General features: G+C 51.5%; 16 protein-coding genes. 13 read left to right on the top strand and 3 right to left on the bottom strand.

What is annotated here, in order from left to right:
- Positions 1-153: 153 nt before the first annotated feature.
- From petA to CLC93_RS12800, 7 genes are all read left to right on the top strand, one after another.
- On the top strand, positions 154-747 hold the full coding sequence (gene petA / locus CLC93_RS12830) for a ubiquinol-cytochrome c reductase iron-sulfur subunit (RefSeq protein ID WP_095506379.1): 594 nt from the start codon (positions 154-156) through the stop codon (positions 745-747).
- A complete protein-coding gene (locus tag CLC93_RS12825) occupies positions 747-1,958 on the top strand; it encodes a cytochrome b (protein WP_095506378.1) in 1,212 nt (403 codons plus the stop codon). The genes petA and CLC93_RS12825 overlap by 1 nt, the downstream gene beginning before the upstream one ends.
- On the top strand, positions 1,958-2,653 hold the full coding sequence (locus CLC93_RS12820) for a cytochrome c1 (RefSeq protein ID WP_095506377.1): 696 nt from the start codon (positions 1,958-1,960) through the stop codon (positions 2,651-2,653). Before CLC93_RS12825 ends, CLC93_RS12820 begins: the two co-directional genes overlap by 1 nt.
- A gap of 91 nt (positions 2,654-2,744) precedes the next feature.
- A complete protein-coding gene (sspA, locus tag CLC93_RS12815) occupies positions 2,745-3,374 on the top strand; it encodes a stringent starvation protein SspA (RefSeq protein WP_095506376.1) in 630 nt (209 codons plus the stop codon).
- Positions 3,374-3,838: a ClpXP protease specificity-enhancing factor gene (locus tag CLC93_RS12810; RefSeq protein ID WP_095506375.1), complete on the top strand. Its 465-nt coding sequence runs from the start codon at positions 3,374-3,376 to the stop codon at positions 3,836-3,838. Before sspA ends, CLC93_RS12810 begins: the two co-directional genes overlap by 1 nt.
- Before the next feature lie 442 nt (positions 3,839-4,280).
- On the top strand, positions 4,281-5,354 hold the full coding sequence (locus CLC93_RS12805) for an efflux RND transporter periplasmic adaptor subunit (protein ID WP_095506374.1): 1,074 nt from the start codon (positions 4,281-4,283) through the stop codon (positions 5,352-5,354).
- Positions 5,355-5,357: 3 nt separating this feature from the next.
- Positions 5,358-8,495 carry an efflux RND transporter permease subunit gene (locus tag CLC93_RS12800; protein ID WP_095506373.1) on the top strand — a complete coding sequence of 1,046 codons (3,138 nt, stop codon included), beginning with the start codon at positions 5,358-5,360 and terminating at the stop codon, positions 8,493-8,495.
- Positions 8,496-8,586: 91 nt separating this feature from the next.
- Here CLC93_RS12800 and CLC93_RS12795 read toward each other — a convergent pair whose 3' ends face one another.
- From CLC93_RS12795 to CLC93_RS12785, 3 genes are all read right to left on the bottom strand, one after another.
- The gene (locus CLC93_RS12795; protein ID WP_095506372.1) at positions 8,587-9,489 is read right to left on the bottom strand and encodes a LysR family transcriptional regulator; all 903 of its coding nucleotides are present in this window, start codon (positions 9,487-9,489) and stop codon (positions 8,587-8,589) included.
- 154 nt (positions 9,490-9,643) lie between these two features.
- Positions 9,644-10,081 carry a hypothetical protein gene (locus CLC93_RS12790; RefSeq protein ID WP_095506371.1) on the bottom strand — a complete coding sequence of 146 codons (438 nt, stop codon included), beginning with the start codon at positions 10,079-10,081 and terminating at the stop codon, positions 9,644-9,646.
- 158 nt (positions 10,082-10,239) lie between these two features.
- A complete protein-coding gene (locus tag CLC93_RS12785; RefSeq protein ID WP_095506370.1) occupies positions 10,240-10,668 on the bottom strand; it encodes a hypothetical protein in 429 nt (142 codons plus the stop codon).
- Positions 10,669-10,939: 271 nt separating this feature from the next.
- On the opposite strand from CLC93_RS12785, the gene CLC93_RS12780 reads away from it, so the two are divergent.
- The 6 genes from CLC93_RS12780 to CLC93_RS12755 all read left to right on the top strand — a co-directional run bounded on the left by CLC93_RS12780 (position 10,940) and on the right by CLC93_RS12755 (position 20,010).
- Complete coding sequence (locus CLC93_RS12780; RefSeq protein WP_095506369.1) at positions 10,940-13,105, top strand: M3 family metallopeptidase; 2,166 nt, start codon at positions 10,940-10,942, stop codon at positions 13,103-13,105.
- Between the two features lie 81 nt (positions 13,106-13,186).
- A complete protein-coding gene (locus CLC93_RS12775; RefSeq protein WP_245837161.1) occupies positions 13,187-14,692 on the top strand; it encodes a S10 family peptidase in 1,506 nt (501 codons plus the stop codon).
- A gap of 95 nt (positions 14,693-14,787) precedes the next feature.
- Positions 14,788-15,360 (top strand): anthranilate synthase component II, encoded by a 573-nt coding sequence (locus CLC93_RS12770; RefSeq protein WP_095506367.1) that lies wholly within the window; start codon positions 14,788-14,790, stop codon positions 15,358-15,360.
- Between the two features lie 90 nt (positions 15,361-15,450).
- Positions 15,451-17,931 carry a S9 family peptidase gene (locus tag CLC93_RS12765; protein ID WP_095506366.1) on the top strand — a complete coding sequence of 827 codons (2,481 nt, stop codon included), beginning with the start codon at positions 15,451-15,453 and terminating at the stop codon, positions 17,929-17,931.
- Between the two features lie 12 nt (positions 17,932-17,943).
- Entirely contained in the window at positions 17,944-19,089 is a 1,146-nt protein-coding gene (locus tag CLC93_RS12760; RefSeq protein ID WP_095506365.1) for a hypothetical protein, read from the top strand.
- A 3-nt stretch (positions 19,090-19,092) separates the two neighbouring features.
- Positions 19,093-20,010, top strand: coding sequence for an alpha/beta hydrolase (locus CLC93_RS12755; RefSeq protein WP_095506364.1), 918 nt, complete (start codon positions 19,093-19,095; stop codon positions 20,008-20,010).
- Positions 20,011-20,261: the final 251 nt, after the last annotated feature.

The following is a 20,261-nucleotide window of genomic DNA, read 5'->3' as shown; positions in this document are numbered from 1 at the left end:
AGCAAACCCTCAACATTAGTTGCCAAAGTCACTATGATCCTTGTCTAATTTTTCGTTATAATGAGCGCGCTTTTGCAAAACCTGTAAAAGCGGGAGTCACCTCTCTTAATAAAAAAACTATAAGATTCCTTCACCCTCATGGGAGATAAGTGGATGAGCAATGCGCCTGTCAATAATGGACGCCGCCGATTCCTGACCGCAACCACCGCAGTGATTGGTGGTGTTGGTGCTGTTGGAGTAGCAGTACCTTTTATTAAATCCTGGAATCCCAGCGCTAAAGCGAAAGCTGCCGGTGCTCCGGTCGAAATTGATCTAAGCAAAGTAGAACCTGGACAACTGATCCGGGTGGAATGGCGAGGCAAGCCTGTTTGGGTTGTGCGCCGTACCGAAAAAGTATTGGCTGAATTGAAAAACCTTGATGGCCAATTACGCGACCCTAACTCTGAAGAACCTCAGCAACCAAGCTATGCGCAAAACCCAACGCGCGCTGTTAAAGACGAATTCTTTATCGGCGTGGGTATTTGTACTCACTTGGGTTGCTCACCAACTTACTTGCCAGATTCTTTCGGCGAGCAAGTTGAAGGCGTCGAAGCCGGCTTCTTCTGTCCGTGTCACGGTTCCAAATTCGACATGGCTGGCCGCGTATTCGCAGGTGTACCTGCACCGCTAAACCTAGTGGTTCCGCCGCACCAGTACCTAAACGACACGACCGTAGTGGTTGGTGTTGACCAGGAGGGTAACGCGTAATGGACAAACTAATGGATTGGATTAACGCCCGTATCCCAATGACTGCTACCTACAACAAGCACATTGGTCAGTACCCGGCGCCAAAAAACTTTAACTTCTGGTACTTCTTTGGCTCGCTCGCCATGCTAGTACTGGTAAACCAGCTGTTGACCGGTATTTGGTTGACCATGAACTATGTACCAACCGCGGAAGGCGCGTTTGCCTCGATTGAGTACATCATGCGTGACGTCGAGTACGGTTGGTTGCTGCGTTATATGCACTCTACCGGTGCCTCGGCCTTCTTCGTGGTGGTCTACCTGCACATGTTCCGCGGTGTGATTTACGGCTCTTATCAAAAGCCTCGTGAATTGCTGTGGATCTTCGGCATGTTGATCTTCCTGATTCTAATGGCTGAAGCCTTTATGGGTTACTTGCTGCCTTGGGGACAAATGTCCTACTGGGGTGCGCAGGTAATTATTTCTCTGTTCGGTGCTATTCCGGTTATCGGTGACGACCTGACTCTGTGGATCCGTGGTGACTACGTGGTGTCTGGTGCAACCCTGAACCGCTTCTTCGCACTGCACGTGATTGCGCTGCCGCTAGTACTGGTTGTATTGGTGTTCTTGCACATCATCGCACTGCACGAAGTGGGTTCTAACAACCCAGACGGCATCGAAATCAAGAAGAACAAGGACGAAAACGGCTGGCCTGTTGACGGCATTCCGTTCCACCCATACTACACAGTGAAAGACATTGTGGGTGTGGCTGGCTTCCTGATTCTGTTCTGCTACGTCATCTTCTTCATGCCAGAAGGCGGTGGCTACTTCCTAGAGAAGCCAAACTTCGAACCAGCTAACCCGCTGAAAACGCCAGAGCACATTGCTCCGGTATGGTACTTCACCCCGTTCTACGCCATGTTGCGTGCGGTTCCAGACAAGCTGGGTGGTGTTATCGTAATGGGCTTGGCCATTGTTATTCTGTTCTTGTTGCCTTGGATTGACCGCTGCAAAGTTAAGTCGATTCGCTACCGCAGTAACCTGCACAAGCTGAACATTGCTCAATTGGTGGTTAGCTTCATCGTGCTGGGTATTTTGGGTGCACTGCCATCAGACAACATTAAGACGATTTTGGCGCAAATCTTCACCCTGCTGTACTTCGGTTTCTTCGCCTTCCTATGGCTCTACAGTAAGAACGAAAAATGCAAGCCTGTACCAGAGAGGGTTACTGGATAATGAAAAAGCTATTGATTGCTATCGTGGCCTTGCTACCTAGTCTGGTACTGGCCGCAGGGGGCGCACCGGTTCCGTTTAAGGCGAATATCGACTTGAACGATACCGAATCGCTACAGCGTGGTGCCAAGGCCTTCATGGAAAGCTGCTTTGGTTGTCACTCAACCCATTACCAGCGCTACGAGCGCGTTGCACAGGACTTAGACATTCCTGTCGACGTGATGCGCAACGAGCTGATCACCACTGGTGCCAAAATCGGTGAGTTGATGGAAAACTCCATCGACGATGAAGATTCGGCCAAGTGGTTTGGTGCCGCGCCACCGGATCTAACTCTAGCCGCTCGTGTTCGTGGTGAAGACTGGGTATACAGCTACTTAAAGTCTTTCTACAAAGATGAGACTCGCCCATTTGGTACCAACAACACAGTATTCCCATTAGTGGGTATGCCACACGTGTTAGAGGCTTACCAAGGTATTCCAGTTCTGCAAGAAGATGGCAGCATTGTTGCCACCGGCGGCAGCATGAACGCTGAAGAGTACGACCAACTGGTGAAAGACATCACTGGATTCATGGTCTACAGCGCCGAGCCAATGCGTCTAGAGCGCGAGCGCATGGGCGTTTGGGTACTGGGTTTCTTGGTGATTCTATTTATCTTCAGTTACCTGCTGAAGAAAGAATACTGGAAAGATGTGCATTAACCCTTAATTGCGGTTAAAATGTGCGGTTTAGTGTACGGGGAGCATTCGCTCCTCGTTGCTGTGTTTGAAATAATATTTTTGGAGGGGACTTATGGCGGTTGCTGCCAACAAACGCTCTGTAATGACGCTGTATACCGGCGCCAGTGATTTGCATAGCCACCAGACTCGTATCGTGTTGGCTGAAAAAGGAGTTAGCGTTGATGTCATTCAGGTAGACCCAAACCATTTACCGGAAGAGTTGGTAGAGTTAAACCCCTACAATACAGTTCCTACTTTGGTTGACCGCGAGTTGGTGTTGTACCAGTCTCGCATCATCATGGAATACTTGGACGAGCGTTTCCCGCATCCTCCATTGATGCCTGTGTACCCAGTATCTCGCGGTTCAAGCCGTCTGATGATGTACCGCATCGAAAACGACTGGTATCAGTTGGTGGACAACATCACCAAAGGCGTTAACGCCGATGCTAGCCGTCGTCAGTTGCAAGAAAGCATTTTGAGCTTGGCGCCTCTGTTTGCCGAGTACACTTTCTTCATGAGCGAAGAGTTCGGTTTGATGGACTGCTACGTGGCTCCGCTGCTGTGGCGTTTGCCAGTCCTGGGCATCTCAATTGAGACTGCTGCTGGTAAAGACATCAAGGCCTACATGAAACGCGTATTTGAGCGCGAGAGCTTCAAAGCGTCGCTGACCGAAGTTGAGCGCGAAATGAGAATGAGCATCTAATCATGGCTTTGTCTCCCAATCGTCCTTATTTATTGCGAGCCTACTACGAGTGGCTTAGCGATAACGAACTGACACCGCACATTGTGGTGGACGCAACCGTAGCCGGCACTCAGGTACCGCAACAATACGTCAAGGATGGACAGATTGTGTTGAACATTTTGAGCTCGGCCGTGGTCGGCTTACAAATGGGCAATGACGAAGTGCGCTTTAACGCGCGCTTCGGCGGAAAACCTCACCAAGTCGTGTTACCTATGGCTTCGATCATTGCTATCTACGCTCGTGAAAACGGTGCTGGTACTGTGTTTGACGCGGAAGACGCTTACGATCTTGAGTCTGAAATGCCTCTAGAGCAGGAGTTAGACGAAGTAGAACAAGCGCCTGAGTTAGTGAGCGATTCCAATGCTTCGGAATCATCACCAAAACCTAAGAACAAAGACCGCAGTCACTTGCGAGTTGTGAAGTAGTTCGCAATATTTAAAACAAAAGGGCCGAGCGGCCCTTTTTTTTGTGCCTGATTTCATTAGGAAAAATACAACCTGTTCAGATATGAACTAATCCCGACTATTCAGCATCCCCTAAATTAGGTAGTTTTCCCCAATCTTTTAACTGCACAAGTAGCGTTTTGTCTCGATGGACGCGAAATTCCGCTCGTAAACCAAATTTGATGCCGGCTGCAACAACAGCGGGCTTTTTGTGTTGGTTAAGTCCCGGAAATTCGACGCGAAAACTGCATAGGCTGAGCTTCACACTAAGGTGAACGCCTATGACACATCCATCACAGCAAACTAGCGCTAACTTGGTAGTGTCAATAAACCCCTGTCTTGTTTGGGTTTACGGCACACAAAAATATCGCTTCTGAATCATGCGGGTAGTAGGTGGCGATAGTGGAAAACACGGGAGTACACAATGAAGAAAGCACTATTAGCCATGGTCGTTGCAGCGACCCTTGTTGGCTGTGGTAGCGAAGTCAACCAGGCAGCTAATCAAGAGCTAGCGCCACAAAGCGTGCCAGTGGTTGTCAGCCAAACCAGCCAAAACGAATTCGTAGAAACCCACTCTGCACTGGTTCAACCAAAAGACATGGTAGAAGTGAGCAGCCGTACCCAAGGTTACTTGCTAAAAACCCACGTAAAAGCCGGTGAGCAAGTGGAAAAAGGCCAGTTGCTGTACGAACTGGACGCGGTAGATTACGAGCTGGCCAAAGCCGAGCTCGATTCTCAGCTGGCGATTGCCAACACTCAACTTGAAATGGCCAAGCGCGAATACGATCGTGCTACTCGCTTGAAAGAAAGCCTGTCGCTGCAAGAGCGCGACGAAGTCGAAACCACTTTCAAACTATCTCAAGGCCAGGTACAGCTGCTAGAGCGTCAAATTGACCGCATCGCGCTGGACATTGAACGTACCAAAATTGTTGCCCCTATCTCTGGTGTCATCGGTGAGAAGACCTTTGATGAAGGCGCGCTGATCAGCACAGGTCAAGTACTGAACAACATTGTTAACGATGCCAAAGTTGAAGTGGTTCTCAACCTAGATGAGAAGAAGCTACTAGCGATGATCGAAGATCTGCGCCAAGGCACTGCGGACTTCCGCGCTCGTCTGCAGCTAATCGACGGCACTGTAATGCAACAAGAAGGCGAAGTGACGTCTATTGACAACAAAATTAACCCATCCACTGGTAGCCTGGCGATGAAGGTTGAGTTCGATAACTCTGACCGGACCCTGTACTCGGGCCAGTACGCACAGCTACAAGTGATTCGAATCGCTGATGCCATGATGCTGCCTCAGCAGGCGGTTATCAGTGCCCCTGACGGAAACTACGTTTACGCGGTTGAAGACGGCAAGGTCGTTCGTGTTGACATCACCACCGGCGATGCTCAAGACGGAAACCGCGTTGTATACGGCGTGAAAGAAGGCACTCAAGTCATTGTTCAGGGGCAATCGCGCCTGGCAGTTGGTGAACCTGTTTCGATCGAGGGCTAATCCATGATTCGATTTTTTATTGACCGCCCCAAATTTGCCATTGTCTTCGCGATTCTGATGACTTTGGTAGGTGCGGCTGCCATGGTGAAGATGCCAGTAGGCCTCTACCCAGCTGTTGCTCCTCCAACCGTAAACGTATTTGCGAACTTCCGCGGTGCTAACGCCCAGGTGGTAAACGATACTGTAGCTTCTGTGATTGAGAAGCAGGTGAACGGTGTAGAGAACATGATCTACATGCGTTCCAACTCGGGTAACTCAGGCCAGTACTCGCTAAACGTTTTCTTCAAGACCGGAATGGACGTTGACCGCGCCGCGACTTTGGTGCAAAACCGCGTTAACGCGGCCATGCCGTTGCTGCCAGAAGGCGTGAAGCGCGAAGGTGTTTTCGTTGAGAAAGTATCTCCGTCTATGTTGATGTTGGCGAGTTTGTACACCCCGGACGACAGCAAAGACCCGATCACCATTTCTAACTATGCATCTAAGTACCTAAAAGAGAGCATTGCTCGTACTCCAGGGGTTTCAAAAATTGAAATTCTGGGCGAGAAAGAATACTCGATGCGTATCTGGTTGAAGCCTGAGCGCCTGTTGGCCTTGGACATGACTGCCGATGACGTAATTAACGCCATCTACAACCAGAACCAAACTCGCAGTGCCGGTACACTGGGTGCAGAGCCTGTGGTTGGCGACAACCAATGGCAATACACGGTAACCGTGCGTGGTCGTTTGAAAAACGCCGAAGAGTTTGGCGAAGTGCGTCTGCGCTCAAACCCTGATGGCTCTATCGTGCGCGTTAAAGACGTGGCGGACGTAGAGCTGGGTGCTAACCAGTACTTGTACGATGCCTTCCAAAACGGTCACCAAGCGGTAACCCTTGCGATTTACCAAGACCCATCAGCGAACGCGGTAGAAGTTGCTGCCAATATTCGTGACCAGCTAGAGCAAATGTCTAAGAACTTCCCGAAAGGCATGGACTACGAGCTGGCATACGACGCGACTGACAATATCAACGTAACCCTAGATGCGGCTTACGAGACCCTTGTTATTGCGGTAATTCTTGTTACAGCAATTACTTGGTTGTTCTTGGGTACCTGGCGCGCGACCGTGATTGTATGTTCGGCAATTCCTGTGTCTTTGGTCGCCACCTTTGCAGTCATGCAAGGCTTGGGTATGAGCATCAACACCATTTCGCTGTTCGGTTTGATTCTGGCGATTGGTATTGTGGTTGATGCGGCGATTATTGTGGTTGAGACGGTTGAGCGCTTAATGCACGAAGGCGAGACCTGTCCAAAACAGGCCACCATCAAAGCCATGCAAACCGTCTTGGGTCCACTAATTGCTTCTGCTGCGGTATTGGTTGCGGTATTCGCACCGACGCTGACCATGGCCGGTATGGTAGGTATTATCTACGGTCAATTCGGTCAGACCTTGGTAATCGCGGTACTGATTTCTACCTTGGTTGCGGTCACCTTGACTCCAGCGCTGTCTGCTATGTTGATGAAGATGGAAGACAAGCCTAAATTCTTGCAAGCTTTTGACAAAATGCTTGAAGGCTTCACCGAACGCTTTGGCGTTGGCGTTGCGTTCCTTGCCAAGCGTTTGGCGTTGGCCTTCGGTTTACTAGCGGTATTGCTAGTGGGCACCGTGGGTATTAAAGGCAACCTGGCGGATGCGTTATTCCCGTCGGAAGACCAAGGCGTGGTGTTCACCATGATCGACCTGCCAGAAGGTGCCTCGCTTGAGCGTACTCGTCAGGCGACTGCGACTGTGACCGAAAAGGTGATGCAGATGGAAGGCGTTGCCAGTGTGGTAGCGGTTCCTGGTTACAACCTGTTGAACGAATCGACTCAGTCTAACTCGACTTTGATGGTTACCAAGCTTAAGCACTGGGCTGAGCGTGGACCTGAATTGCACCAAGACGTGCTCACCGTGAAGATTCAGCAAGCTATCGACGAGATGCCTGAAGGATTAGGTATGGCGTTTGGTCTGCCTGCAGTACCTGAGCTTGGCTTCGTTGACGGTGTGGAATTCATGTTGCTTGACGAGATGGGCCGTACTCCTGCAGAAATGGAAGCCACACTGAATGACTTCCTAGCAAAAGCCAACGAGCGTCCTGAAATTGCTGCAGCATTCTCAACCTTCAGCGTTGCTACGCCAAACATGAAACTGGACATCAACGAAGACCGCGCTGCCATGAAGGGCGTTGAAATCGACGCTCTGGTTAACACGGTGAACGCTCAGTTTGGCGGAAGCTATGTGAACGACTTTACCTTAGACGGACGTAACTTCCGTGTAATGGTTCAAGCGAAGGCAGAGCAGCGCGACGACGAACGCGCATTAGACCGCTTGTTTGTTCGCAACGACAAGGGTGACATGCTGCGTGTAGGTAACTTGGTCGATACAGAGATCGTATTCACTCCAGCGACTTTGGTTCGATACAACATCAACAGTTCGGCACTGATCAACGGTATTCCAGCACCTGGGTACTCGTCTGGTGATGCGATTGCTGCGCTAGAAGAGCTAGCTGCTGAATTGCCGCAAGGTTATAGCTACGAGTGGTCTGGTTTGTCTCGCCAAGAGAAAGAAGCCGGTAACGCTGCAGCGGTTGCGTTTGCTGCGGCCATGGTCATCGTATACCTGCTGCTAGTGGCTCAGTACGAGTCATGGTTAACTCCACTGGCGATTCTACTGCCAGTACCGACCGCAGCACTGGGTACTTTGTTGGCCTGTTTCGCAGTCGGCGGCACGGTGAGCTTGTACACTCAGATTGCATTGGTACTTCTGATTGGTATGACAGCACGTAACTCGATTCTGATTGTGGAATTTGCCAAGCAGCTGCGCGAAACCGACGGTATGGGTCTGGTCGATTCGGCCATTACTGCAACCCGTCTGCGTCTGCGTGCGATTCTTATGACCGCATTGTCATTCGCTATTGGTCAGATTCCGCTGATGATTGCAGCTTCTGCCGGTGCAGGCGCACAGCAAGCCATTGGTTGGGCAGCGTTTGGTGGTATTTGTGCTGCGACCTTCGTAGGTTGTTTGCTAGTACCAGCGGCGTTTGTATTCTTCCAAGGTCTTCGTGAGCGTTTCTCGAAGAATGCTAAGGAAGCGGTAGCCCTGGCAACGGCCAATGCGGCTGCATAAACCGAGCATCGCGCTTCGCCTCCCGTGTCGAAGCGCCGCATAAGAAAGCCGGCTTGAAAGAGCCGGCTTTTTTTATGGGTATCGGACTAGATTACTCTTCTTGTTCCAGAATCTTCTGTAATTCAATCACGATAAAATCCATTAAGGACTGGTGAGGGTAGGTTTCCAGCGTCAGCCACTCGATAAACTGAGGGACTTCTTGGTTGGCGGTGGAGTAGGGGATCAACTTGAGCGAACCCTGTTTTATGTAGGGTTCGGCAATGTAGGCTGGCAGTGGTGCAGCACCTAGGCCTTTTGCCGCCAGGGCCGCTGCTTGTTTGAAGTTTTGGGTGTAACTGGTAGACAAAGACCAGGTTTCCCACTGCAAACGACTGGCGTCCGATGCGCCGGTTTTTGGCCAGAACATGTGGTAGGGCGCAAAATCATAGGTCACCGAGCCCTCGGCATTGGCCACCGGATGCTCAGGGTGAGCGTACATGCTCAAATTGATTTTGCCCACGTTGTTAATATTGATCCCGCGCAGCATGGCGTCTTCGCGCAGCACCAGCAAACCGTCGATCTTCTTGTTAAGCAGCAAGCCGTACCCTTCGAAAATCGATGGTTGGGACAGCTCGATGCGAATGCTGGGCCATTGCTCAAAAGTGCGACTGATCAGGGCAGCGGTTTGGTCTTCGCTGATCAGATCTGGCACGCCGAGCTTCAGCACCTCGGGAATGGAGGCGTCGAACAGCTGACTGGCAATCACATTGAATTGATCAATGGTATCCACAGTGAGCTGAGCGCGAGTCAGCAGCTTTTGCCCTCGCTCGGATAACACCAGACTCTTACCGGCACCCTCGCGCATGAACAAGTGGTAGCCCAGTTCGTCCTCCATAGCTGCGACGGTGCGACTTAACGTCGGGTGCGAGCTACCGAGTTTGACTGCGGCTTTTGACAACGAGCCGGTCTCAGCAATTGTTAGAAAGGCACGGATGGCAAAACTATCAATTGCCATAGACTTCCCCTTAAATGAATGGTTTAGCTAAAACTAAGGATATCAGTTATACGCTAGAAGGGGCATAGGTGTGTTTAATTGCTTGTTAAATTAATCAGCGCCAAAGGTAAAAAAGCCAAGCATTGTGCTTGGCTATTGAGGAGTGGAGCGTCAATTAGTACCACTCATCGGCCAAAGCTTCTTCGTAGAGGGCTTCTTCCATGATCTCTTCTTCGATAATCGCTTCTTCAAGTAGCTCCTCTTCGATCATTTCTTCCATGGCGTACTCTTCGATTATTTCCTCTTCGATGATCTCTTCGGCCAAGTAGTCATCTAGGTAGCCTTGCTCATAATAGAGATAGGCCATATCGCGACAGTGCTCTTCGATAATGCCACCGGTAATCAGCCCGTCGATAGCACCAATAGCCGCTCCTGCCATAGCGCCTTTGGCCGCGCCTTGCTTGCCATCGACTACGCCTCCAATCACAGCACCACTGATCGCACCGTCCAATCCGCCGTCAATCAGGCGGCCAAGTTGGTCATTACATTCGTACGCGTAGCTTGAGAAGCTCATCATGCCGGCTAGCGCCAGCGCAATACCTTTAGATTTCATTCTGCACCTGCAACCTGATTAAAAAATGTGCAGTTAGAATAGCGCAACCTGCCTGAACCAGATTTGAACCATAGTTCCATTAAAACCACAGTTCCAAAACCTTGTTGGGCGTTCGGGCACAAAAAAGGCGCCCTTAGGCGCCTTTCGAATCAGGGAGTTTAATCCCAGTATTCGTCTTCAATCGCGTCAGCAATGATTTCTTCTTCGATGGCGCGATCGACAATCTCGTCTTCAATAGCGCGGTCGATGATTTCGTCTTCGACGATGCGATCCACTACCGCATCTTCAACGACGCGATCCACCACAGCATCTTCAACAATACGGTCTTCCATGTAGCGGTAGTCGCGACAGCGGTCGTCCATCACTGCACCGTCTACCATGCCATCGACTGCGCCAACCGCGCCGCCAATGGCCGCACCGCGCGCAGCACCTTCTTTACCGTCGACAATTCCGCCGATCACAGCACCGGCCACGGCACCTTCGATGCCCCCGGCGACAGTCTCGCCTAACGAATTGTTACAATCGTAAGCTAATGCCGACAAAGAGGTCATTCCGGCCAAGCTTGCTACTAGTAGTAATTGCTTCATAAGTGTCTGTTTGGTAATAAAAATATGACGACAAACTAGCGCTTGATGGCTGAATGTTTGCTGAACGCAAACAGGGCTGAAACGAAGCTGTTCAGTTCTGTTCTGTTGGCGTTCGAGCTGAATTCTTGTAAGGTTAGCCACACTCAGATCACAAACTGCCCGATTGCTGTTGCACGGCAGTTGAACTCTTGTGTATCTATGGGGATTAGCCTGACCGCATTAGGCAGTGCCGAAATAACAAACATAAATAACGATAACAACAGGATCCAGTATGTACCTGAAGACAGCGATTGCAGCCGGTGTTGCTTTGGCACTGACCGCGTGTAGCCATTCATCCGTTGAAGCAGTTAACCCAATTGGAAGCCCAGACACAGTGATTGTTGATGCCAACGCCCTTGCGCAGAGCAATCCTTTTGCAGCGCCAAGTCAGCTGCAATACCAAGCCCCAGATTTCAGCATCATCAAAGATGAACACTTCAAGCCTGCGCTAGAAGCTGGCATGACCGCTCATTTGCGCGAAGTGAACCAAATTGCGAACAACAGCGGGCCGGCCACTTTTGACAATACCATTGTGGCCATGGAAAAAGCTGGCGGATTGCTGGACCGCGTATCGCGCGTGTTCTATAACCTGACCAGCTCTAACAGCAACGACACCATTCGCGCCGTACAAACCGAAATGGCACCGCGCATGTCGGCACACAGTGACGATATCTATTTAAATGCCAAGCTGTTTGACCGAGTAAACTCCCTGTATCAATCAAAAGATTCTTTGAACTTAGACGCTGAATCCGAGCGTCTACTAGAGGTTTACTACAAGCGCTTTGTGCGCTCGGGCGCCAAGCTGAACGCCGAAGAAAAGCAGAAAATTCGCGAGCTAAACGGCGAAGAAGCTAAGCTGACCAACGCTTTTGGCCAGAACCTATTGAAATTGGCCAAAGAGCGCGCGGTAGTGGTCGACACTGCTGAAGAGCTTGACGGCTTGACCCAGGGTCAAATCGACGCTGCTGCCAAGCGCGCCGAAGCCGCTGGCCACAAAGGCAAGTACCAGCTTCGCCTGGTTAACACCACTCGCCAAGACATCATGGCTAACATCAACGACCGCGAATTGCGTCAGCGCATCTGGGAAGCTTCGGCTTACCGCGGCCTAGACGGCGACAATGAAACTAAGACCCTAGTGTCTAAGTTGAGCAAACTGCGCGCTGAAAAAGCCAAATTGCTTGGCTACGAGTCGTGGGCAAACTACCAGCTAGAAACTGCGATGGCCAAAGAGCCACAAGCGGTACGCGATATGTTCGCCAGCATGGTGCCGTCTGTGGTTAAGAACACCAAGAAAGAAGCGGCCAAGATCGAAGCCATGATCAAAGCCGAAGGCAATGACCACCCGCTACAACCATGGGATTGGGCTTACTACGCTGAGAAAGTTCGCCAAGCGGAATTCGCACTGGATGAAAATGAAGTTAAGCAATACTTCGAATTCAACTCAGTACTGAAAGATGGCGTGTTCTTCACCATGAACAAGCTGTTTGGTATCGAGTTTAAGCCACGCCCAGACCTGCCGGTTTACCACGAAGACGTTGAAGCTTACGAGATCTTCGACAAAGATGGCCAGAGCATGGCAATTTTCTACGCCGACTACTTCGCCCGTGATGGCAAGCGCGGTGGTGCTTGGATGAGCAGCTTTGTTGGTCAGTCTAAGCTTGAAAACAGCAAGCCTGTGATTGTCAATGTGATGAACATTCCTAAGGCGCCAAACGGCGAGCCGACCTTGGTGAGCTACGACAACGTAACCACCATGTTCCACGAAATGGGCCATGGTTTGCACGGTGCCTTCTCTGACGTGAACTTCCCAAGCCTGGCAGGTACTTCGGTATCCCGTGACTTCGTCGAGTTCCCATCGACCTTTATGGAAGATTGGGCGCACCACCCAGACGTTCTGCCTAACTACGCCAAGCACTACAAAACTGGCGCGGACATTCCGGCTGAGCTGTTAGAGAAGATCATTAAGTCGCGCAGCTTTAACCAGGGCTTTGACACCCTTGAGTACATGTCAGCAGCGCTGTTGGACATGGAATGGCACTCGCTGACTGCTGACACGCCAATGGTAACCGACGTGGCTGAGTTCGAAGCGGCAGCACTGCGCAAGCACGGTGTCGATTTGCCAGCGATTCCACCTCGCTACAAGTCAACCTTCTTCGCCCACGTATTCCCAGGCGGCTACTCGGCTAGCTACTACGCCTACATGTGGAGTGAAATCCTAGCGGCTGACGCCTACGCTTACGTTCAGGAAACTGGCGGCTTAACCCGTGAAAACGGCGAGAAATTCCGTAAGCACATTCTTGAAGTGGGTAACACCAAGCCACCGATGGAAGCTTACGAAGGATACCGAGGTAAGGCACCGACCACCGACGCGCTGTTAGAGCGTCGCGGTATCAAGTAAACCTTTAGGGAATTTCAGGCCGGGTTTACCCGGCCTGACTTTTTTTGCAGCCAGGCTGCAATTTACAATCAGGAGGAACAGGTGAAACTAACTCAAACCTTTCGCGTTAGCCTGTTAGCGTCTGTGTTGGCTCTAAGCCCACTAGCGCAAGCAGAAACTCCGGCCGCCAAGCCGGTCAGCGAAACCCCACAAGTGTCCGAGACCAATCATCAGGTACGGATTGATGGCGAAAAAATCAAATACAAAGCCATCGCCGCTGAGACTTTCTTGGAAGACGCTGACGGTCAACCCACCGCTAGCATTTACTCAGTGAGCTACTTTCGCACCGATATCAAGTCTGACCCGACCCGTCCGGTGACCTTTGTGTTTAACGGTGGTCCAGGTTCAGCCTCCATTTGGTTGCATCTTGGTGTATTTGGGCCTAAACGCGTTGTGGTGCCTGGTGACGGCAAAGACGACGGTGCGCCACCGTATGAATTGGTGGACAACCAGTACTCCATGCTAGACCAAACCGACTTGGTGTTTATCGACCCTGTGGGTACCGGTTTGAGCCGTCCTTTGGGTGAGAGCAAGGGCAAAGATTTTTGGGGCGTTAAAGAAGACGCTCAGTCGATTGCCGAATTCATTCGTCGCTGGTTGACCGAGCACGGTCGTTGGAACTCGGCAAAGTACCTAGCCGGTGAGAGCTATGGTACCACTCGTGCCGCAGCCGTGACTCAAGAGCTACAAGGCGGATGGACCAATGTGTCGCTCAACGGTGTGCTACTGATTTCATCGATTCTGGACTTTAGCCACGCGCGCTACCAGCCGGGTAACCATCAGCCGTACATCGGTTTCTTGCCGACCATGGCCGCCACCGCCCACTACCACGGTAAAGTATCGGCGGCAGACAAAGCCTTAAGCTTGGAAGAGTTCGTTGAGCAGTCTCGTCAGTTCGCGCTAGGTGACTACGCCAGCGCCTTGCTACAAGGCAGTCGCTTGTCGGACAGCAAGTACGCTCAAATCCGTACCGAGCTAGCTCGATTTACCGGTCTGACCGAAGACTATTTGGATCGCGTTAACTTGCGAGTGTCAGCCCATCGCTACACCAAGCAGCTGCTTCGCGACCAAGATAAGACTGTGGGTCGTTTGGACAGCCGTTACATCGGCAAGGACTACGACAGCGGCGGCGAGCGCATGGACAATGACCCATCCGGTTACGGTATCTCGGGTGCCTACACTGCAGCCATTCAGGATTACCTGTTCCGCGAGCTAAAAGTCGATACTAAGCGCAAATTCCAAGTGCTGTCGGGTGAAGTGTTTGGCAACTGGAACTGGCACGTGTCGGGCCGTCAGATGCACTTTGTCAACGTAGCACCATATATTGGTCGTGCGATGCGTGAAAACTCAGGCTTTAAGGTGTACGTTGCTAACGGTTACTTTGACTTTGCAACGCCGTTCTTTGCCACCGAGAACACCATTGCCGACAATGGCATCGACGCGGATCGCGTCAGCATGCACTACTATCCCGCGGGCCACATGATGTATGTGGAACCAGGCTCGCTTGAGCAAATGGTTAAGGACATGCGCGCTTTCTACAACCAGTAGTTGCGCCATGCCAATCAGGAAAAGGTGACGCTTGCGTCGCCTTTTTTTTGGAAACCGCTACAATAGCCCCTGTTTTCAATGACTCGAGCCAAATCATGCTGTTAATGCTGGATAACTACGACTCCTTTACCTTCAACCTGGTGCAATACTTCCAGCAGTTGGGGTGCGAGGTAATGGTTATTCGAAACGACCAACTGACCTTGGAGCAAATTAAAGCGCTCAAGCCCGAACGTTTGGTGATATCACCTGGACCGGGCAATCCGGACCAAGCAGGGGTGTCGATGCAAGTGATTCGCCACTTCGCCGGTACTATTCCAATTCTTGGCGTGTGCCTTGGACACCAGTGTATTGCTCAAGTCTTTGGTGAAGCCGTGGTGCGAGCGCCCAAGGTGATGCATGGTAAAACCAGCCTGATCACCCACTCGAACAGCGGTCTGTTCGCCGGTCTGGACAACCCGCTGCAAGTGACTCGCTATCACTCGCTGTTGGTGGAGCGAATTCCCGCCGGTTTTGAGCTAACCGCCTGGATAGACGAACCCGAACAAGGACGATTGATCATGGCGATGGCCAACCCAGAATTAAAGCTGCACAGCGTACAATTTCACCCCGAGTCGGTACTGACTCAGCAAGGTCATCAAATGCTTGCGAATTTTCTGGCCATGAGCTGATACTGGACAGTGTATTAGCCTGGGCTTTTTTGGTATAACAGTTGACCAACAAACCTCGAGTCACAGTAAAAAAATAACGAGACTTCCACAATGACCCATTGGACCATTAAGGCCAGCGCGACGGCTTTGTCGCTGGCGCTTCTGAGCGCCTGTGCCAATACCCAAGCACCAACGCCAACTAATCCTCAGGTAACGCCGGTTGCCGCTTCACAGTTAGACACAGCAGGCCAGCCCCAAGCTGACCAGCCATTGACCTTGAATCAGATCATGGCCGACCCAATCTGGATGGGAGTGTCACCGAGTAACGCTTATTGGAGTGACAACGGCGAGCAAGTCATTTTTGATCGCAAAGGCTTTTTGGAACCATTGGCGACTCGCTACCAGTTGAACTTGGCCGACGGCCAAGCCAAAGAGGTGGCGATTGAAGACTATCACGCCCTAGACCAGCGCGGCGGCGAGCTAAGCGCCGACAAGCAGCGCAAAGTGTACTTGTACCAGGGCAACCTATTCGTCAAAGAGCTCAGCAGCGGTAAGGTCACTCAGTACACTCGCTTTAACACCGCGATGGACGGCGCTCAGTTTCTAAGCGACGGTCGCGTGGCATACTGGCAAGACGGTCAGGTGTACGCACTGGACTTGAACACTGGTATCACAGAGCAGTTGGCGGATGTGCGTTTTGAGAACAAGCCAAAAGGCGTTAAAGAGCCAGAGGGCTTCTTGGCCGAGCAGCAGCATCGTTTGATTCAGTGGGTGGCTAAAGAGCACGACAACGCCAAGGTCAAACAGCAGCGCAAACAAGATTTGCAACGTTTGGACAAAACCTATGCTCAGCAACCTTTTTTCTTGGGTGAGAAAGAACGCCTCAACCGCATCGCGTTGTCGGCGAGCGGTCGCTATTTGTTAGTGGTTGGTCAGGATAAGAGTTACCAGTGGCGTGCCGAGCACGACATTATGCCAAACTACATTGGCAAAGACGGCTATGTGGACGCAGTGAACGCCCGTGCACGAGTTGCGGAAGACAAGCCGGTACCCCATCGCTTTGTACTGTTAGACCTGCAAACGGGCACTCAAAAAGACATCACCATCGAGGGCTTAGAGGGCTTTGACGAAGACGTGCTGGCGTCGGTAAAGGCTGAAAACGCCAAAGCCAAGGGTGAGACTTACAAGAGCGAGAAGCAAGTTCGCGACATTCGCCTGATGTTGGACTGGACTTGGAGCCAAAGCCCAATTCAATGGCACCCAAGCCAGGACAAGTTGTTGGTGATGGTTGAAGCCACCGACAATAAAGACCGCTGGATTGCGTCGGTCGATTTGGACAAAGCCAAGTTTGTGACTCAGCATCGTCTGCACGACGATGCTTGGATCAACTACACCCATAATCAGTTTGGTTGGATTGGCAATAGCGACCAGTTCTTCTTCCTATCTGAACAAAGCGGCTATTCGCACCTTTATACTCAAGCGCTTGGCGGCAAGTCTAAGCCTCTGACTCAAGGCGAGTTCGTGGTAAACGAGGTGACACTGTCGCCGGATAATCAGTACCTGTACTACCGCGCCAACCCGCGCCATCCAGGCAAGTACGACATTTACCGCGTGCCTGTGGCTGGTGGTGACAGCGAGCGTTTGACCCAGTTTGAAGGCAACACGGATTACAAACTCAGCCCAGCTGGCGACAAATTACTGCTAACAGTGTCTAGCCGTACTGAGCTACCTGAGCTGTACGTGCAAGACGTACAAGGTGATGCTACGCAGTTAACCGAGAGCGCCTCAAAAGCTTTTGCCGATTACCCGTGGCAAGGCGGCCAAGTGGTGGCAATTCCATCGAGCCATCAAGACAAGCCGGTATACGCTCGCGTGTACTTACCTGAAGGCTACGACGAGTCAAAGCAGTACCCAGCGGTTATCTTCACTCACGGTGCGGGTTATCTGCAAAACGCTCACTACGGCTGGTCGAGCTACTTCCGCGAGTTCATGTTCCACAACTTGCTCGCCCAAAACGGCTATGTGGTGCTAGACATAGATTACCGTGGCTCTAAGGGCTATGGTCGCGATTGGCGTACCGCTGTATATCGCAACATGGGCCATTCAGAAGTCCAAGACATGGGCGATGCGATTAAGTGGATGCAAACCAACGCCAGTATCGACCCTCAACGCGTGGGCACCTATGGTGGCTCTTACGGTGGCTTCTTGACCTTCATGGCACTGTTCACCGAACCGGAACTATTCCAAGCTGGTGCTGCGTTGCGTCCAGTGACTGATTGGGCACACTACAACGCGCCGTACACTTCTAACATTCTCAACACGCCAGACGTAGACCCTATTGCCTACAATCGCTCAAGCCCGATTGAGTTTGCCGAAGGCCTCAAAGGTTCGCTGCTGATTCAAGCCGGTGTACTGGATGACAATGTGTTCTTCCAAGACAGTGTGCGTCTGGTGCAGCGTCTAATCGAACTTGAGAAAACCGACTTTGAAACCGCCATCTACCCAGTAGAGCCGCACGGTTTCCGCCAGCCTTCCAGTTGGCTGGACGAATACCGTCGTATCTTCAAGTTGTTCGAACGCGAACTCAAGTAATTCGAGGTGAGCATGCAGCAAGTGGGTGAGCTTAAGCCCGACAGTTTGGTCAAGCTCGAACAAGAGTTCGAGCGCCAACTCTGGGTGGGTAGTAAAGACACCAACTCTGCCGCCGCGATGGCGCGCCTGCGCGAAGATGACGCCGCTGAATCGCTGGCACACAAGCTGGCGGTTGAGCGAGCGGCGCTGTTGCGTCGCCTTAAGCAACTGCAAAAGCAGCGCGAAACCGTTGAAGCGGTGCAAAAGCAACTGAGCGACAGCTTATCCACAAAGCTGGATAACGCGCTGCTGGAGCTAAACCTTGAAGAGAGTGGCATTCCACTGTGTCAGACACAGCTAGATCTGTTGCTGATGCTGGCGGATGACGATGCCGACATTCATCGCCTGCGTCCTTTGATTCTGTCGCTGCCTTGGTTGGCTAGAGACTTGGCTGGTTTGATGCGCTCCGATCAGCTCAACAGCCGCACCGAAGTCGACGTAAAAAATCCCAAGCTGGTGGTTAACTATTTGGGCATTGAGCGCCTGCGTTTATGGGTGCCATACTTTTGTGCGCGGCACTGGCTGCCAGTGGCACAAGCTCGCCTGATTTGGCCGATGCGCAAGTTGTGGCGCTACCAACTGGTGCGTGCGATTGCCGCTCGACAGTTGGGAGAGCTTAGTAAACAAGGGTTAAAACCCTATGTGCTAAGCTGGCTGATGGGCCTGCCACGACTGGCTTGCCTGTGGAGCGGCGGTCGCCTTAGCGACCAGCTCTGGGGCGAGTTTGCAATGGCGGCGGCTCGAGAGCGCGACCGCGTATTGTACGAGTCCGTACAAGTGGCGCAGATTGAAATGAGTGGATTACAGGCGGCCTTTGAGCGACATCAAGGCGCCATTTGGACCCAGTTATGGGACAACTTTAAGCTCGAAGAGCACACTTTGATTGAGGCCATCCGCTTTGATTGCGGTGCCGAAGCCTTGTCAGAGCTATCTCCTTTGAGCCGATGCCTATTGCAGTCGGACGGCTTTGCTAAGAGCAAGCTGTTAGGCCAGTGGGGCAGTTTGGCGCCGGCGGTCTCTCGCCAATGGCACCAGTATTGGCAATTCAATCATCAGGCGATGGAGCGCTTGGCGCGGGCCAACTTCCACGCTATCGATGGTGCATCGATAAGGAGTTAAGCCATGGCCAGTTGGCAAAGCCAGGTTTTGAATAGCATCATGACCCACTTTGCTCGACCGGGTATGAGTCAACTCGGCCCCAACGGCCGTTTGACCGCTTCGCTGAGCGATATTCGCAAAAAACTGCAGGCGTTAGACCAACGCTTTGTCGACACGCCGAAATCTCTTCACATACAAGGCTATGACCTAGAACACTGCCGCATGTGGCGCTATCAGCACCCCCACTCCGGCGGTGAAAGGCACTTGCTGTACTTCCGCGGTGGTGGCTTTTGTTTTCGCACTCCTAACACCCATGCGCGTTTGTTGCGCCACTTTTGCAAACGCGCCAATTTACAAGCTTGGGTACCCGATTATCGTTTGGCGCCAGAGCACCCGTTTCCCGCCGGGTTACAAGACTGCGTTGATGCTTACAAATATTTATTAGAGCGAGGCATAGAAGCACACCAAATCATTATTGGTGGTGATTCCGCGGGTGGTCAGTTAGCCCTAGCGACTTTGTTGGCCTGTCAAAAGCAACATCTGCCCATGCCGGCGGGCTTGCTGTTGATCTCACCGGTGACCGACTTAGCCATGACAGGGGACGCTGAAGCTATTTTGGACGTGGACGACCCTTTCTTTACTCTAGAAGGTCTGCTCAGGCTGCGAAGCGCTTATATTCAGGGACAAAACCCCAGCCTTCCGCTGTTATCGCCTCTGTTTGGTGACTTATCCCAGTTTCCAGCCACCTTGCTAATGGCTGGCGAGCGCGAGTTGTTGCGCGATGACGCGCAACGATTAGCTGAAAAAATGACTCAATTTCAGAGGGATATCGATTTTCGATTGTGGCCTGCAATGCCCCACGTGTTCCCTTTGTTTGACTGGTTACCCGAGTCCGAAAAGGCCATCGATTGGTGTGTTGATTGGCTAAATAAGCGCTTTTGACAATAAATAATTATGCATTTTTTGTGCATTATTGTCGTAATTTGTCGCCTAGCTATTATTTTTTTGATTATTTATTGCTCTTTACCCGCCTGTAGCTGCACCGATTAGCAGTATTTTCCAATTTTTATGCATAATTGTGGGCTTATTTTGTGACATAGGTTACACAAAACTGGTATTTGCGTAATGAATAGGCTATTAATGGGCTAAATTTTAATAAGGGGCTTGTCATTCCCATTGGCCAGCGAGCCTGC

Source organism: Paraferrimonas sedimenticola, from assembly GCF_002282855.1.
GTDB classification, from domain to species: Bacteria; Pseudomonadota; Gammaproteobacteria; order Enterobacterales; family Shewanellaceae; genus Paraferrimonas; species Paraferrimonas sedimenticola.
Note: the sequence above shows the minus strand (reverse complement) of the source record. Positions and strands in the feature narration are given on the sequence as shown.

Bases quoted from the DNA above. Each gene is read 5' to 3' on its own strand.
- CLC93_RS12825 (WP_095506378.1), top strand. From the start codon at position 747: ATGGACAAACTAATGGATTGGATTAACGCCCGTATCCCAATGACTGCT.
- CLC93_RS12800 (WP_095506373.1), top strand. From the start codon at position 5,358: ATGATTCGATTTTTTATTGACCGCCCCAAATTTGCCATTGTCTTCGCG.
- CLC93_RS12785 (WP_095506370.1), bottom strand. From the start codon at position 10,668: ATGAAGCAATTACTACTAGTAGCAAGCTTGGCCGGAATGACCTCTTTG.
- CLC93_RS12765 (WP_095506366.1), top strand. From the start codon at position 15,451: ATGACCCATTGGACCATTAAGGCCAGCGCGACGGCTTTGTCGCTGGCG.
- petA (WP_095506379.1), top strand. From the start codon at position 154: ATGAGCAATGCGCCTGTCAATAATGGACGCCGCCGATTCCTGACCGCA.
- CLC93_RS12795 (WP_095506372.1), bottom strand. From the start codon at position 9,489: ATGGCAATTGATAGTTTTGCCATCCGTGCCTTTCTAACAATTGCTGAG.
- CLC93_RS12805 (WP_095506374.1), top strand. From the start codon at position 4,281: ATGAAGAAAGCACTATTAGCCATGGTCGTTGCAGCGACCCTTGTTGGC.
- CLC93_RS12770 (WP_095506367.1), top strand. From the start codon at position 14,788: ATGCTGTTAATGCTGGATAACTACGACTCCTTTACCTTCAACCTGGTG.
- CLC93_RS12820 (WP_095506377.1), top strand. From the start codon at position 1,958: ATGAAAAAGCTATTGATTGCTATCGTGGCCTTGCTACCTAGTCTGGTA.
- CLC93_RS12790 (WP_095506371.1), bottom strand. From the start codon at position 10,081: ATGAAATCTAAAGGTATTGCGCTGGCGCTAGCCGGCATGATGAGCTTC.
- CLC93_RS12755 (WP_095506364.1), top strand. From the start codon at position 19,093: ATGGCCAGTTGGCAAAGCCAGGTTTTGAATAGCATCATGACCCACTTT.
- CLC93_RS12780 (WP_095506369.1), top strand. From the start codon at position 10,940: ATGTACCTGAAGACAGCGATTGCAGCCGGTGTTGCTTTGGCACTGACC.
- sspA (WP_095506376.1), top strand. From the start codon at position 2,745: ATGGCGGTTGCTGCCAACAAACGCTCTGTAATGACGCTGTATACCGGC.
- CLC93_RS12760 (WP_095506365.1), top strand. From the start codon at position 17,944: ATGCAGCAAGTGGGTGAGCTTAAGCCCGACAGTTTGGTCAAGCTCGAA.